The sequence below is a fragment of the Stenotrophomonas sp. RS-48 genome, from assembly GCF_030053245.1.
GTDB classification, from domain to species: Bacteria; Pseudomonadota; Gammaproteobacteria; order Xanthomonadales; family Xanthomonadaceae; genus Stenotrophomonas; species Stenotrophomonas maltophilia_P.
The window spans coordinates 44,329-57,173 of sequence record NZ_JASGBV010000019.1 but is presented as its reverse complement, the minus strand read 5'-3'; the positions used below and the strand labels follow the sequence as shown (position 1 = coordinate 57,173).

The window sequence follows — 12,845 nt, the reverse complement described above, 5'->3', positions numbered from 1 at the left end:
GCCGCACTGTAACCCGGGCCGTGTTCAGGTGGCGGCAATGGTCGCCGCCGTTCTGACAGGCCGGTGCGGTCTTCAACCCCGCTGTTGGCGATACCAGTGCTCGATCAGCCCCCGCGAAATCGAGATCGGCAGCGACAGGCGGATGCCCTGGCCATCATCTTCGACATCACGTGCCAACGCCGCGCCCACCTCGTCGGCACTGAACCAGCGCGCATCCTCCAGTTCGCCATCCACGGTCGGCACATCGTCCTGCGCCTGCGCGCGGAACCCCACCATCAGCGCGCCCGGGAACGGCCAGGGCTGTGAACCGAGATACTGGCAGGCAGTGATGCGCACCCGGCTCTCCTCGTGCACTTCCCGCACCACGGTCTGTTCGAAGGTCTCGCCCGGCTCGACGAAACCCGCCAGTACCGAATAGCGGCGCGGCGCCCAGTTGGACTGCCGCCCCAGCAGCAACCGGCCCTGGTTTTCCACCGCGACGATCACCGCCGGGTCCACCCGGGGATAGTGTTCGGTCGCGCACTGCCCGCAGCGGCCAACGAAGCCACCGCGGGCAAAGGCCACCGCCCCCCCGCAGACGCCGCAGAAGCGCGTGCGCGAATGCCAGTAGGACATGCCGCGTGCGTAGCTGAAAGCGGTCGCATCGGCCACCGGCCACAGCAGTGCCGCCTGGCGCAGGTCGAGCCGGCCAGGCGCAGTGACGGCAACCGCGGACGCTTCCACCGAGAACCAGGCCTGCTCACCCCGCAGACCCAGGAAGATCGCGGCACCGGGGCCGCCCCCGATGTCGGCGCCGGTCAGCGCCAGTGGCTGGTCATCAGCACCGGTGAAGGCACTGCCGTCCTGGTCAAGCACGAGAACCCGCGCATCCGGCCACAGGCGTGCCAGCACATCGGCATCTTCGCGCAGGGCATCGGCGCGCTCCAGCGGTTCGCCAATGAAGGCGAAACCGGACAGCGGCGAAAGAATATTGGACATCCAGCAAGCCTGCCGCCATTCGATGCGGGTGGCAAGGTCGGCGCTGTGCGCATTCTGCTGTGAGGTGTGGAGACCGCTCGACACACCTGGCGCGGAGCGCAGGCCCCGCGCCCTGCCATCACATGCTGAAGCTGCTGCCGCAACCGCAGGTGGTCTTCGCGTTCGGATTGCGGATCACGAACTGCGCGCCGGTCAGGCTCTCGGTGTAATCCACTTCAGCCCCCATCAGGTACTGCAGGCTGAGCGGGTCGACCAGCAGGGTCACCCCGCTGGTCTGTACCGCCAGATCGTCCTCGGCACGGTTCTCGTCGAACTCGAAACCGTACTGGAAGCCCGAACAGCCGCCACCCTCGATATACACACGCAGCGCCAGATCGGGGTTGCCCTCTTCCTGGATCAACGACTTGACCTTGGAGGCCGCTGCTTCGGTGAAGTTCAGCGGCCGCTCCAGCGACTGGTAATCGGGCGCGGCCGCCGTGGGGGCGCCGGGCAGGGAGACTAGCGTGCTCATGGCATCAGCATGGGGGCACCGGCGGTGGCTTTCAAGCCATCGCTTCGGCCAGCTTGCGTCGGGCCGCGGTGTCGCCCTTGCCACTGGCGGGATCCCCGCTTTCGGGTGCAGGCAGGGCCGCCAGCGGTGCGCTGGCATGGATCAGGCGTCCATTCAGCTGGGCCCCGGCGTTCATCTCCACCACCTCGTAGTGGACATTGCCGTTGACCCGCGCGCTCGGGGTCAGTTCGACCTTTTCGGTGGCGTGGACATCCCCCTCCAGGCGGCCGCTGATGACCACCACCTGGGCACGGATCTCCCCTTCGATCACGCCATGCTCGGCGAGCGTCAGGGTCGCGGTGCTGGCGCCTTCGGCGGCGATCACCTTGCCATGGATGCGACCTTCCACGTACAGGCCACCACTGAACTCCACATCACCGCGGATCACCACCTGGTTGCCGATCAGGGCATCCACCACCAGCTGGCCGTCACGGTTGGATTTGCTGTTTCCGAACATCTGCCTACTCCCCTTTGCTGGCCGGCGCGCCGGCCTGTTTCCAGTCGAATACCTGGGTGGCGCCCCCCGCACCACTCCCCAATGTCACCCGCACGCGTTGCGGAGTGAAGTCAGCCGGCAGCATCACGCTGCCGGTGAGCTGCTGGAAGTACCGGAACGAATAGTCCTGTCCCGGCACCTTGCTGCGCTGGTGCAGATCATCCCAGCTGATCGTGGCCAGCTTGCCGTTCTTCACGCCTTCCACGGTGAAACGCATCTGCCCCTGGCTGATGGCCCCGCGGTTGAGGTTCTGGGTCAGCACGGCGGTGTACTGCCAGGTGCCGGCCGATTCCGGGCTGAACTCGATCGAGTGGGTGTTCAGGCCCTTGCGCTGGCTGGTCGAACCGACCAGGCGCTCATAGAAGGCGACGTCCGCGCGCAACCCGGCGATCTCTTCGTCGCGCTCGGCGAGCGAGGACTGCACTTCGTTGTTGGCGGCGCGGCTGATGCGGTCGGAGGCTTCCAGCGTGGCCTGCTTCTGGCGCAGTTCGGTCAGCTGCGCCTGCAGGCTCTCGGCACGCTTCTCGGCCGCCTGCAACCGTTGTCCCTGCTCGCCACGCGGCGCCCCCATCCAGCAGCCTCCGATCGTGGCCAGCACCAGGCTGAGCAGCCAGATGCCTCCAATCACCCACAGGCGACGGCGGTCCGCGGGCGGATGTGACGCGCCGGGCAGGCGGACCTGCACGCGCATGGGAGGACGGTTGGTCATGGGTAGATCCCGTGGCATCGCGGGCGCGACACCGGCACGGCCCGTGTGGCAAACGACGGGCTAGTGTATGACAGGATCGGCGGGATTCCTGCGCTGGAGGCGACCGAGGTCTGTGGCGTTCAGGCACGCCATCGTCGATAGTGTGGCCCCTCGCACAGTTCCGCCATCGGAGCATCGCCATGACCGAAGCCCACCTGTTCGTGATCGGCATCCTGCTGGCCTGGCTGGCCGGCATCCGTGTCTACCTCACCGTCTTCGGTGTCGGCCTGGCCGGCCTGCTGGGCTGGGTCGACCTGCCGCCCGCCCTGCAGGCGACCGAGTCGTGGTGGGTGCTGGGTACCTCAGCGGCGCTGGCCGTGACCGAGTTCTTTGCCGACAAGATTCCCGGCGTGGATTCGGTCTGGGACCTGGTGCAGACCCTTGCCCGGGTCCCCGCCGGCGCCTTCCTCGCCGCCGCCACCCTGTCGCCGGATGGGCAGCTGGGTACCGGTGCGCTCGCTGCCGGCGCCGGCGTAGCCCTGGCCAGCCATGGCCTGAAGGCGGGCACCCGTGCCCTGCTCAACACCTCGCCGGAGCCGGCCAGCAACTGGGTCGCCTCGATCGCCGAAGACACCGTGGTGGTTGGCGGCTTGGCATTGGCCCTGGCACACCCCTGGATCGCGCTGGTCGTGGTGCTGGCATGCAGCCTGGCCGGCGCATTGCTGGTCTGGCTGGCATGGCGCGCTCTGTGGCGCGGCGTGCGTTGGCTTGCCCGTGCCGGCAACGGCACTGACCGGCAACAGCCACGCACCAGATGAACGCCGGGCGTGTCGCATAATGGCTGCGATCATCAGGAGCCCCCATGGCCGCAATTGAATCCCCCGCAGGCGTCCGCCCGGGTCGCGCTGAAACGCCACCGGCCGATCATTGGCAACGCTGGGCCACTGCGGTGGTGGACGCGGGTGCCTCCCCATCGGTTCCGTCCAGCGTCGCTGACAGTGGGCCTGCCTCCGGCGGTGCTCCACCGCCGCTGCCGGGCGTCACCTCACAGCCCGAGGCGGGCAACCACGACCCGGCACCGGCGCCGGCGGATTCACCGTACCGCGTGCTGATCGTCGAGGACGACCGTGCGCAGGCCCTGTTCGCGCAGAGCGTGCTGCACGGCGCCGGCATGCAGGCCATCGTGCTCAGCGATGCCGAAGGCGTCCAGCAATCGATCAAGGACCATCGCCCTGACCTGATCCTGATGGACCTGCACCTGCCCGGCCTGGACGGCATGCGGCTGACGGCGATGATTCGCCAGCAGCCCGGCCTGCAGTTGCTGCCCATCGTGTTCCTCAGCGGCGATCCCGATCCGGAGCGCCAGTTCGAAGTGCTCGACAGCGGTGCCGACGACTACCTGAGCAAGCCGATCCGGCCGCGGCACCTGATCGCGGCGGTCGCCAACCGCATCCGCCGTGCCCGCGCGCAGGCGGCAACCTTGCCCGGCGCCTCCGGCACGCCGGCCACCAGCAATCCTGAAACCGGCCTGCCGACGCGCCATCATGTGCTGCAGCAGCTCAACGCCGCCCTGGCCCACCATGATCGTGGCGGCCTGTTCTTCATCGAGGTGGCCAGCGCGCTGGGCCTGCGCGAGCGCTATGGCTACGCTGCGTTCGAACGGCTGATGGTGCAGGCCGGACAGCGCTTGGCCGAAGCCGGCCATCCGCACCTGCTGGCGCGCCTGAACGACAACAGTTTCCTGCTGCTGGCGCGTGATGCCGATGAGGACAGGCTGGAGAGCGTGGCCGCCACCCTGCGCGAGCAGCTCTCCGCGAGGGCCTTCGTGATCCGCGATGACGAATCGGTGCACCTGCGTGGCGTGGTCGGCTATGCACCGCTGTCGCCCGGCTTCGAGGATGCCGCCAGTGCGCTGGAAGCCGTCGAGCGCACGACCCTGCAGGCGCGCCTGCTCAGTGCCGGCGTGGCCGGCCACGTGCATCGGCAGGCCATCAGCGAACAGGAGCATCTGGCCCTGCTGGAAGGCCAGCTGGAACTGGCCTACCAACCCATCGTCGCCGTCGCCGGTGGAGGCAGCGCGCAGTACCAGGTCCTGCTGCGGCTGCGCCAGGCCGACGGCACCGTGCTGACCGCCGGCCAGGTGATTCCGGCCGCCGAAGCCGCCGGCCGCATCGCCGACCTCGACCAGCAGGTGCTCGATCATGCGCTGGGCCTGCTGGATCTGTACCGGCATGCCACCCAGCCGCTCAATCTGTTCGTCTCGCAGTCGCTGCGTACCCTGCAGCGCGACGCCTTCGCCGACTGGCTGCTGGAGTCGCTGCAGCAGCGCGACCTGCCAGGCAGTGCGCTGGTCATCGACGTGCGCCTGCCTGATGCGCTGATCCACACCGTGCCGCTGCAGCAGTTCTGTCAGCGCATGGCGCAGGCCGGCGTGCGCTTCTGCCTGAGCCAGTTCGAGCCCGGCAACGATGCCGACGCGCTGCTGGGCCAGCTGCCGCTTTCGTTCGTACGCATGGCTGCACGCTTCTCCAGCAGCCACGCCAATCCAGGCACGCGCGAAGAACTGCGCAGGGCGATCGAGCGGGCGCACGGCGCCGGTCTGCAGATCATCGGGCAGCAGATCGAAGATCCGCAGGCAGCGGCCGCGATGTGGGTGGGAGGGGTCGACTACATCCAGGGCAACATGGTGCAGTCCGCCGGCAGCGACCTGAACTTCGACTTCCACAACGCGGTGCTCTGACATGCCGCTGTGGGCGGTTCTGCTGGTGGCCCTGGCCGTGGCGGCCATCGCGCTGCTGCTGGCGGGGCTGCGCCTGCGCACGCGCAGCCAGGCGCTGGCCGCACTGCAACGGGATCGTGCCGCGCTGGCCAGCGAGCGCGACCAGCTGCGCCGCACCACCGAGCGCCAGGGCCAGCTCGAACAGCAGTTGCTGCAGGCCAAGCAGGCGGCCGAGGCCGCGGTGCTGGCCAAGGGCGAGTTCCTGGCCACGATGAGCCACGAGATCCGCACGCCGCTCAACGGCATCCTGCCGATGCTGGAGCTGATCGCGCGTGGCCCGCTGGGCGAGGACCAGCGGCAGATGCTGGCCACCGCATCGGCCAGCTCGCAGCAGCTGCTGCGTATCGTCGACGACATCCTCGATTACTCGCGGTTGGAAGCACAGGCACTGGAGCTGGAGATCACCAGCTTCAATCTGCGCGAGCTGCTCGACGCCGTGGTGCAGCTGATGCAGCGCGCTGCCGACGCCAAGGGACTGGCACTGGTGCTGCAACTGGATCCGACGGTCCGCCTTCCCGTGCGCGGCGATCCGGTGCGCCTGCGGCAGGTGCTGAGCAACCTTCTGGCCAATGCCATCAAGTTCACGGCACGCGGCCAGGTGCAGCTGCGCGTGCAACGGCTGGGCGAAGGTCCGGCCCAGCACCAGTTGCGCTTCGAAGTGATCGACACCGGCATCGGGATCGACGAGGCCCAGCAGGCTCGCCTGTTCCAGTCCTTCAGCCAGGCCGATGCGTCAACCACCCGCATCTATGGTGGCACCGGCCTGGGCCTGGCCATCTGCAAACGCATCATCGACCTGATGCACGGCCACATCGGCGTCCAGTCGACCCCCGGCCAGGGCGCCCGCTTCTGGTTCGAGATTCCGTTGTTGAAGGTTCCCGGCGACCTGCCGGCGATGGCACGCCCACCGGCCACCCTGCTGCTGTTCAGTGCCGACAGCCACCTGCAGGCGCGCATCGAACGCATTGCCGCCCATCACGAGCTGCAGGTGCAGGTCATCGACGGGATGGACGCGCTGGCCGAGCGGCTGCGAGCCGTGCCCCGCCCCGGGCACGCTGCGCCGGCCTGGCTGCTGATCGATGCGCCTGCGCGCCGCAGCGGCGGAACCCGCCTGCGGCAGGCGCTGGCTGCGCGCGGTGAGGACGACACGCTGCAGGTGCTGTGGCTGCAGGACAAGCCGCTGCCCGCGCAGGAGCGCCATCGCCAGCTGCCGGTCGCCTTCGAGGATGCCGCCCTGCACGCCCTGCTTGCCACGCCCACCGCCAGCGCGCGCCCGTCCGCCTGGCTGGCTGCCGCCGAAGAGGGCCAGGCACCGGCTGCCCTGCCAGCGCTCGGTCTACGCGTGCTGCTGGTGGAGGACAACACGGTCAACCGCATGGTGGCCGAACACCTGCTGCGGGTATTCCAGTGCGAGGTCCGCAACGCCGCCGATGGCGAGCAGGCACTGGTCGCGCTGCGCGAAGGCGGTGTGGACGTAGTGCTGATGGACTGCCAGATGCCGGTGCTGGACGGTTACGCCGCGACGCGCCAGTGGCGCGAGGAAGAGATCGCAGCCGGAGGCCGGCGCCTGCCGATCATCGCCATGACCGCCAATGCCATGGCCGGCGATCGCGAACGCTGCCTGCGATCAGGCATGGACGATTACCTGTCCAAACCGATCGCACGCGACACGCTGCACGCGCTGCTGCTGCGCTGGGGCCACAAAGCCCTCCCCACGCCGCCGGTGCCGGCGGCTGCAGCGAAGGCCGTGGCGGCACCTGTCGCCCACCCGGTTCTGGACCGGAACGTGCTGGACGAGCTGCAGGCGGTCATCGGTGATGCCGCCACGCAGATCGTATCGGTGTACCTGGAAGACGCACCGGCGATGGTGCAGGCGCTGCAGCAGGCGGCGCAGGACCACGATGGCCAGCGCCTGCAGGCAGTCGCGCACAGCCTGAAGTCCTCCAGCGCGAATGTCGGCGCGATGTCGCTGTCGGCGGTCGCACAGCGGATCGAGCACGAGGCCCGCGCCGGCAGTCTGCAGCGCCCCGCCGTTGCGGTTGCGCTGCTGGTGGCCGAATTCGCCCGGGCACGGGTGGCGCTGGGCGGGTACCTGGCACAGCATCGCGCCGGCCAGGCGGGCTGACTCACTCTTCGAGCTTGCTCAGCAGGTACTTCGGTTCGCCGATGCGCTCGATCAGGTCCAGCTGCGTTTCCAGCCAGTCGATATGCTCTTCCTCCGAATCGAGGATCTTCACGAACAGCTGGCGGCTCACATAGTCGCCGACCGAATCGGCATAGGCCACCGCCTCGCGCAGGGTGACCACGCCATCACGCTCGAGCGAGAGGTCACACTGCAGGATCTCGGTCGGGTTCTCGCCGATGCGCAGCTTGCCCAGCGCCTGGAAGTTCGGCAGTCCTTCAAGGAACAGGATGCGGTCGGCGAGCATGTCGGCATGCTTCATCTCGTCGATCGATTCCTTGTACTCATGCTCTGCGAGTTCCTTGATGCCCCAGTTCTTCAGCATCTTGGCGTGCAGGAAATACTGGTTGATCGCGGTCAGCTCGTTGTAGAGGACCTTGTTGAGGAATTCGATGACCTTGGTGTCGCCCTTCATGGGGATACTCCTGCACGCTGAAAACGCAGGCACTTTACCGCCTTGCGTGCGGTCGTGAAGGAACGCGAATCGTGCGCATTGGCCTGTGCGGCCGCACGTGAGGGATGCGCAGGCGCGGTATCAACGCACCGCGGAAAAGACAGTCAGGCGACCTGGGCCAGACCGAGTACCGGCAACGGCAGATCGTGGGTGGCACGTGCCTTGGCCAGCAGCTCGCCGGCCATGTCCAGACAGGACCCGCAGGTCGCGCCGCATCCGGTGCGCATGGTCAGCTCGGCCACCGACGTCACGCCATGGCTGGCGGCTTCGCGGATCTGGTGGTCGGTGACTCCGTTGCAGATGCAGACGTACACGGGCGGGAACCGGGCTGACAGGCCAGAAGCGGCCTGGTCGCTATTCCAATGGAAACGAGAATGGTTGTCAATCAGAGACCTGAACCATTCTCGATACCGTTCAGGCGGTCAGCTCGTCGGTCCTTCCTGCGCCTTTTTTGGCCAGTAGCCCCTGCTGCGCGGCCGCTTGCGCGGACGGTCGTGGCCCGCGGTGTTGCCGGGCATCCACGCTTCCGCTGCGCTCTTCGGCATGGCAGTGACGCCCTGCCCCGCCACCCCGCGCGCCAACGGCGCCAGGTGTCGCAGCGCGCGCGCGTAGACGCCGCGCTTGAACATCACCACATGCTCCACCGGGTACCAGAAATCCACCCAGCGCCAGTGGTCGAACTCCGGCGAATCGGTATGGTCCAGGCACACATGGGATTCGTCACCGGTCAGGCGCAGCAGGAACCAGACCTGCTTCTGGCCGATGCAGACCTGCCGTTCATTGCGGCGGACAGCCCGCGCCGGCAGCTTGTAGCGCAGCCAGCCGGGCGTTGCCCCCAGCACTTCCACGTGCTCAGGCAGCAGGCCGGTCTCTTCCTGCAGTTCGCGATACATGGCCTCGACGGGCGTCTCGTCGGTGTTCATCCCACCCTGCGGGAACTGCCAGCCATCCCGGCGCACGCGTCGTGCCCAGAACACCTGCCCGTCCTGCCGCATCAGCACGATGCCGACGTTCGGTCGATAGCCGTCCGGATCGATCACGATGCGGACTCCTAAAAAAATCTACTGGTCAGGACTATCCCACGCCACCTGTCAGGCGACAAGCGCGGCACAAATGTGTTGACAGTCCCGCGGCGTATCCGCAGAATAGCGGGCTCACCAAGGCTATGTAGCTCAGCCGGTTAGAGCACAGCACTCATAATGCTGGGGTCGGTGGTTCGAGTCCACCCATAGCCACCATGCTGAAGTTGTTTTTCAGCGTGAAAAGTGAGAAAATAGTTACACGATACATTGCCCCGTCGCCAAGCGGTAAGGCACCTGACTCTGACTCAGGCATTCGGTGGTTCGAATCCATCCGGGGCAGCCAAATTAAACGCAGAAGGCCAGATCGAAAGATCTGGCCTTCTGCGTTTCTGGGCTCCGCGGGGGCTCCCCTCCAGAGAGAACCCCGGGGTTGTTCGCAGGAATGGGCCCTGACCCCACTCTCTCCAATGCACAACCCCGAAACGGCAAAAGCCCGGCCAAAGCCGGGCTTCTGCTTTTTCCAACCAGCGGGCTCCCGGAGGAGCCCAGCCAGGCGCAGTGGATCAGCGCTTGGAGAACTGGGTGGCGCGACGGGCCTTGTGCAGACCGACCTTCTTACGCTCGACTTCACGGGCGTCACGGGTCATGAAGCCAGCCTTGCGCAGCTCGGACTTCAGGGTTTCGTCATACTCGACCAGCGCACGGGCGATGCCCAGACGGATCGCACCGGCCTGGCCGGTGGTGCCGCCGCCGGTGGCGGTGACCAGGATGTCGAAGCTTTCGGTGTTCTTGGTCAGCTCGAGCGGCTGGCGCACGATCATGCGCGCGGTCTCACGACCGAAGAACTCGTCCAGCGGACGGCCATTGACGGTGATGTTGCCCGAACCCTTGCGCAGGAACACGCGAGCGGTGGAGGACTTGCGGCGGCCAGTGCCGTAGTTTTGAGTGATAGCCATGATTAGATATCCAGAACCTGCGGCTGCTGTGCGGCGTGCGGATGCTCAGTGCCGGCGTAGACCTTGAGCTTGCGGTACATCTGGCGACCCAGCGGGCCCTTCGGCAGCATGCCCTTCACGGCGATCTCGATCACGCGCTCCGGGTGGCGCTCCAGCGCCTGGGCCAGGGACTCGGTCTTCAGGTTGCCGATGTAACCGGTGAAACGGTGATACATCTTGTCCTGCAGCTTCTTGCCGGTGACGGCAATCTTTTCTGCATTGATGACGACCAGGTAGTCGCCGGTATCAACGTGCGGGGTGTAGACCGGCTTGTGCTTGCCACGCAGACGGCGGGCCAGCTCGGTGGCGAGACGGCCCAGGGTCTTGCCCTCGGCGTCGACGAGGTACCAGTCGCGCTGGACGGTCTCGTTCTTGGCAGTGAAAGTGCTCATGAAGAACTCTAGGTTAGGTCGGGCTCATTGCGGCGAAGGACTCGCCGGAACTCTGCCACGCGTTGTGAAAGGTGAAGCGCAAGGGGCGGGATTGTACGCAGGTCCAGGCCCCGGCGCAAGCCGCCCCCTGTCCCGGGTTGGCAGGGGCGCGGGCGCGGGCGAGAATCGGCGGGTCTCCCGCCCCACCGTATCGCCATGACCGTGCTCCGCCAGACCACCCCGCTGGACCACCTGCTGACCGAAGCCCAGCGCGCCCTGGACACGGTGTTCGGCAACCCGCCGGCCAGCCGCCCCTATCCGGCGGTGGACACCGACGAGCCGGGCATGGACGCCCGCCAGCGCCGCCATGCGGCCGGGCTGATGCGGATCAACCACGTCGGCGAGGTCTGCGCGCAGGGCCTGTATTTCGGCCAGGCCGCCGTGGCCCGCGACCCGGCCACCCGCGAGCATCTGCTGGAGGCAGCGCAGGAGGAAACCGACCACCTGGCGTGGTGTGCCACCCGCCTGGCCGAACTGGACAGCCGGCCGAGCCTGTTCAACCCGCTCTGGTACGCAGGCAGTTACACCATCGGCACCCTGGCCGGGCTGCGCGGTGATGGCTGGAACCTGGGTTTTGTCGTCGAGACCGAACGCCAGGTAGAGGCCCACCTGGATGAGCATCTGGTCGATCTCCCGGCCGCCGACCTGCGCAGCCGCGCGGTCATCGAAGTGATGAAGCAGGACGAGGCCCGGCATGCGGACCATGCCGAGCAGGCCGGCGCCCGCCGCCTGCCCTTCCCGATTCCGGGGGCGATGGCGCTGGCCTCGAAGGTGATGAAGACCATCGCGTACCGCCTCTGAACGGCCGCCGCGCATGGCCCGGCGCTGCCGGCAACGCGGCATCGGACGCCTCAGCGCCGGCTCAGTTCGGCGACACCAGCTTCAGGCCGATCACACCGGCGACGATCAGGCCCACGCAGGCCAGGCGGGCCGGTGAAGCACTGTCGTTGAACAGGTAGATGCCCAGCACTGCCACGCCCATGGCCCCGATGCCGGTCCAGATGGCATAGGCCGTGCCGACCGGAATGCTCTTCATGGCCTGGCTCATCAGGTACAGGCTGATCAGCGCGGAAACGACCGTGGCGGCCGTGGGCAGTGGCTTGCTGAAGCCTTCGGAGTACTTCATTCCAAGCGCGAAGCCGATCTCGAACAGGCCGGCCAGCAGCAGGTAGATCCAGGGCATGGGTGGGGTCCTTACCTAGTGGTTGAAAAACGAAAACGGCCCGGTGTCTTCACACCGGGCCGTAGGTCGGTACATCGCCGTGGAACTATGAATTGCGCAGCACGCAGGTTCCACGGGGCGGGTCGTCCCGCCTGGGTGACGATGCCTGCCGGCATCGCACAGGGGTGTTACTCGGACAGGTTGCGACCGTGGAACAGCTCTTCGATCTCGCGCTTGAGCAGCGCCTCGATCTTCATGCGTTCCTTGAACGACAGGTTCCTGGCCTTTTCCTCGAACAGGTACTGATCCAGGTCGAAGTCCTTCAGGTGCATCTTCGTGTGGAAGATGTTCTCCTGGTAGACGTTGACGTCGAACATCTCGTAACGCGACTTGATGTTCTTGGCCAGGAAGTTCTGGATCGAATTGATCTTGTGATCGATGAAGTGCTTCTTGCCCTTCACATCGCGGGTGAAGCCACGGACGCGGTAGTCCATGATCACGATGTCCGATTCCAGGCTCTCGATCAGGTAGTTCAGGGCCTTCAGCGGCGAAATGACGCCACAGGTGGCTACGTCGATGTCCGCGCGGAACGTCGCGATGCCTTCCTGCGGATGGGTTTCCGGGTAGGTATGGACGGTGATGTGGCTCTTGTCCATGTGCGCGACCACGGCGTCGGAGATCAGCTCCTTGCCCGCCAGCTTCTTGTCGATCACCGGCTCTTCGGAGATCAGGATGGTCACCGAAGCACCCTGCGGATCGTAGTCCTGGCGGGCCACGTTCAGGATGTTGGCGCCGATGATCTCGGCGACATCGGTCAAGATTTGAGTCAGCCTGTCGGCGTTGTACTCTTCATCGATGTATTCAATGTAACGCTGACGCTCCTCTTCGGTGCGCGCGTAACACACGTCATAGATGTTGAAGCTCAGCGCCTTGGTGAGGTTGTTGAAACCCTGCAACCTCAGGCGAGGCAACGGCTTGACCACGGCGGTCGATTCCTGTGTAAGAAGAGAAAGGGTGAATTATGGGGCAAACCGCCCCCGGGGGGAACGTGAAGACGCAAGAGTTCTGGCACACTGTTTGCCCTTAACAATTGCGCTGGTTAAGCTCC

Annotated in this window: 15 protein-coding genes and 2 tRNA genes; 6 read left to right on the top strand and 11 right to left on the bottom strand. The window is 66.5% G+C overall.

The window, feature by feature from the left end; genetic code table 11:
* Nucleotides 1-72: 72 nt before the first annotated feature.
* The 4 genes from nudC to QMZ25_RS04460 form a co-directional block, all read right to left on the bottom strand.
* Entirely contained in the window at nt 73-978 is a 906-nt protein-coding gene (gene nudC, locus QMZ25_RS04475) for an NAD(+) diphosphatase (RefSeq protein WP_283219190.1), read from the bottom strand.
* A 118-nt stretch (nt 979-1,096) separates the two neighbouring features.
* Nucleotides 1,097-1,489, bottom strand: coding sequence for an iron-sulfur cluster insertion protein ErpA (gene erpA / locus QMZ25_RS04470; RefSeq protein WP_053515598.1), 393 nt, complete (start codon nt 1,487-1,489; stop codon nt 1,097-1,099).
* 31 nt (nt 1,490-1,520) lie between these two features.
* Nucleotides 1,521-1,985: a polymer-forming cytoskeletal protein gene (locus QMZ25_RS04465; RefSeq protein ID WP_053515596.1), complete on the bottom strand. Its 465-nt coding sequence runs from the start codon at nt 1,983-1,985 to the stop codon at nt 1,521-1,523.
* A 4-nt stretch (nt 1,986-1,989) separates the two neighbouring features.
* Complete coding sequence (locus QMZ25_RS04460; protein WP_053515594.1) at nt 1,990-2,733, bottom strand: DUF6776 family protein; 744 nt, start codon at nt 2,731-2,733, stop codon at nt 1,990-1,992.
* 179 nt (nt 2,734-2,912) lie between these two features.
* Between QMZ25_RS04460 and QMZ25_RS04455 the strand changes: the two genes are divergently transcribed.
* From QMZ25_RS04455 to QMZ25_RS04445, 3 genes are read left to right on the top strand one after another with little or no spacing between them, the layout of a single operon-like run.
* Nucleotides 2,913-3,530 carry a DUF4126 domain-containing protein gene (locus tag QMZ25_RS04455; RefSeq protein ID WP_065174382.1) on the top strand — a complete coding sequence of 206 codons (618 nt, stop codon included), beginning with the start codon at nt 2,913-2,915 and terminating at the stop codon, nt 3,528-3,530.
* Nucleotides 3,531-3,574: 44 nt separating this feature from the next.
* The gene (locus QMZ25_RS04450) at nt 3,575-5,452 is read left to right on the top strand and encodes an EAL domain-containing protein (protein WP_065174381.1); all 1,878 of its coding nucleotides are present in this window, start codon (nt 3,575-3,577) and stop codon (nt 5,450-5,452) included.
* Between the two features lies 1 nt (nt 5,453).
* Nucleotides 5,454-7,616: an ATP-binding protein gene (locus tag QMZ25_RS04445; protein ID WP_283219189.1), complete on the top strand. Its 2,163-nt coding sequence runs from the start codon at nt 5,454-5,456 to the stop codon at nt 7,614-7,616.
* 1 nt (nt 7,617) lies between these two features.
* Here QMZ25_RS04445 and bfr read toward each other — a convergent pair whose 3' ends face one another.
* The 3 genes from bfr to QMZ25_RS04430 all read right to left on the bottom strand — a co-directional run bounded on the left by bfr (nt 7,618) and on the right by QMZ25_RS04430 (nt 9,167).
* On the bottom strand, nt 7,618-8,088 hold the full coding sequence (gene bfr / locus QMZ25_RS04440) for a bacterioferritin (RefSeq protein ID WP_005414691.1): 471 nt from the start codon (nt 8,086-8,088) through the stop codon (nt 7,618-7,620).
* A 143-nt stretch (nt 8,089-8,231) separates the two neighbouring features.
* Entirely contained in the window at nt 8,232-8,441 is a 210-nt protein-coding gene (locus QMZ25_RS04435) for a bacterioferritin-associated ferredoxin (RefSeq protein ID WP_032951724.1), read from the bottom strand.
* Nucleotides 8,442-8,549: 108 nt separating this feature from the next.
* Nucleotides 8,550-9,167 (bottom strand): RNA pyrophosphohydrolase, encoded by a 618-nt coding sequence (locus tag QMZ25_RS04430; RefSeq protein ID WP_053515586.1) that lies wholly within the window; start codon nt 9,165-9,167, stop codon nt 8,550-8,552.
* A 121-nt stretch (nt 9,168-9,288) separates the two neighbouring features.
* Between QMZ25_RS04430 and QMZ25_RS04425 the strand changes: the two genes are divergently transcribed.
* Together QMZ25_RS04425 and QMZ25_RS04420 are read left to right on the top strand one after the other, a co-directional pair.
* Nucleotides 9,289-9,365 (top strand) — tRNA-Met (locus tag QMZ25_RS04425).
* Between the two features lie 52 nt (nt 9,366-9,417).
* Nucleotides 9,418-9,492: transfer RNA gene (locus QMZ25_RS04420), tRNA-Gln, on the top strand.
* Nucleotides 9,493-9,712: 220 nt separating this feature from the next.
* Here QMZ25_RS04420 and rpsI read toward each other — a convergent pair.
* Both rpsI and rplM read right to left on the bottom strand, forming a co-directional pair.
* Nucleotides 9,713-10,105: a 30S ribosomal protein S9 gene (gene rpsI / locus QMZ25_RS04415; protein ID WP_053515585.1), complete on the bottom strand. Its 393-nt coding sequence runs from the start codon at nt 10,103-10,105 to the stop codon at nt 9,713-9,715.
* 2 nt (nt 10,106-10,107) lie between these two features.
* Nucleotides 10,108-10,536 carry a 50S ribosomal protein L13 gene (gene rplM / locus QMZ25_RS04410; protein ID WP_005414692.1) on the bottom strand — a complete coding sequence of 143 codons (429 nt, stop codon included), beginning with the start codon at nt 10,534-10,536 and terminating at the stop codon, nt 10,108-10,110.
* A 195-nt stretch (nt 10,537-10,731) separates the two neighbouring features.
* Here rplM and coq7 point away from each other — a divergent pair, with 195 nt between their 5' ends.
* Entirely contained in the window at nt 10,732-11,376 is a 645-nt protein-coding gene (gene coq7, locus QMZ25_RS04405; RefSeq protein WP_053515583.1) for a 2-polyprenyl-3-methyl-6-methoxy-1,4-benzoquinone monooxygenase, read from the top strand.
* A 61-nt stretch (nt 11,377-11,437) separates the two neighbouring features.
* Here the strand turns inward: coq7 and sugE are convergent, their stop codons facing one another.
* Together sugE and speD are read right to left on the bottom strand one after the other, a co-directional pair.
* On the bottom strand, nt 11,438-11,758 hold the full coding sequence (sugE, locus tag QMZ25_RS04400) for a quaternary ammonium compound efflux SMR transporter SugE (protein WP_005411314.1): 321 nt from the start codon (nt 11,756-11,758) through the stop codon (nt 11,438-11,440).
* A 167-nt stretch (nt 11,759-11,925) separates the two neighbouring features.
* Entirely contained in the window at nt 11,926-12,720 is a 795-nt protein-coding gene (gene speD / locus QMZ25_RS04395) for an adenosylmethionine decarboxylase (protein ID WP_019661504.1), read from the bottom strand.
* Between the last annotated feature and the right edge of the window lie 125 nt (nt 12,721-12,845).

Coding starts and splice junctions, on each gene's coding strand:
- sugE (WP_005411314.1), bottom strand. CDS start 11,758: ATGCCCTGGATCTACCTGCTGCTGGCCGGCCTGTTCGAGATCGGCTTC.
- QMZ25_RS04455 (WP_065174382.1), top strand. CDS start 2,913: ATGACCGAAGCCCACCTGTTCGTGATCGGCATCCTGCTGGCCTGGCTG.
- QMZ25_RS04460 (WP_053515594.1), bottom strand. CDS start 2,733: ATGACCAACCGTCCTCCCATGCGCGTGCAGGTCCGCCTGCCCGGCGCG.
- rpsI (WP_053515585.1), bottom strand. CDS start 10,105: ATGGCTATCACTCAAAACTACGGCACTGGCCGCCGCAAGTCCTCCACC.
- coq7 (WP_053515583.1), top strand. CDS start 10,732: ATGACCGTGCTCCGCCAGACCACCCCGCTGGACCACCTGCTGACCGAA.
- QMZ25_RS04445 (WP_283219189.1), top strand. CDS start 5,454: ATGCCGCTGTGGGCGGTTCTGCTGGTGGCCCTGGCCGTGGCGGCCATC.
- nudC (WP_283219190.1), bottom strand. CDS start 978: ATGTCCAATATTCTTTCGCCGCTGTCCGGTTTCGCCTTCATTGGCGAA.
- rplM (WP_005414692.1), bottom strand. CDS start 10,536: ATGAGCACTTTCACTGCCAAGAACGAGACCGTCCAGCGCGACTGGTAC.
- erpA (WP_053515598.1), bottom strand. CDS start 1,489: ATGAGCACGCTAGTCTCCCTGCCCGGCGCCCCCACGGCGGCCGCGCCC.
- QMZ25_RS04465 (WP_053515596.1), bottom strand. CDS start 1,985: ATGTTCGGAAACAGCAAATCCAACCGTGACGGCCAGCTGGTGGTGGAT.
- bfr (WP_005414691.1), bottom strand. CDS start 8,088: ATGAAGGGCGACACCAAGGTCATCGAATTCCTCAACAAGGTCCTCTAC.
- QMZ25_RS04450 (WP_065174381.1), top strand. CDS start 3,575: ATGGCCGCAATTGAATCCCCCGCAGGCGTCCGCCCGGGTCGCGCTGAA.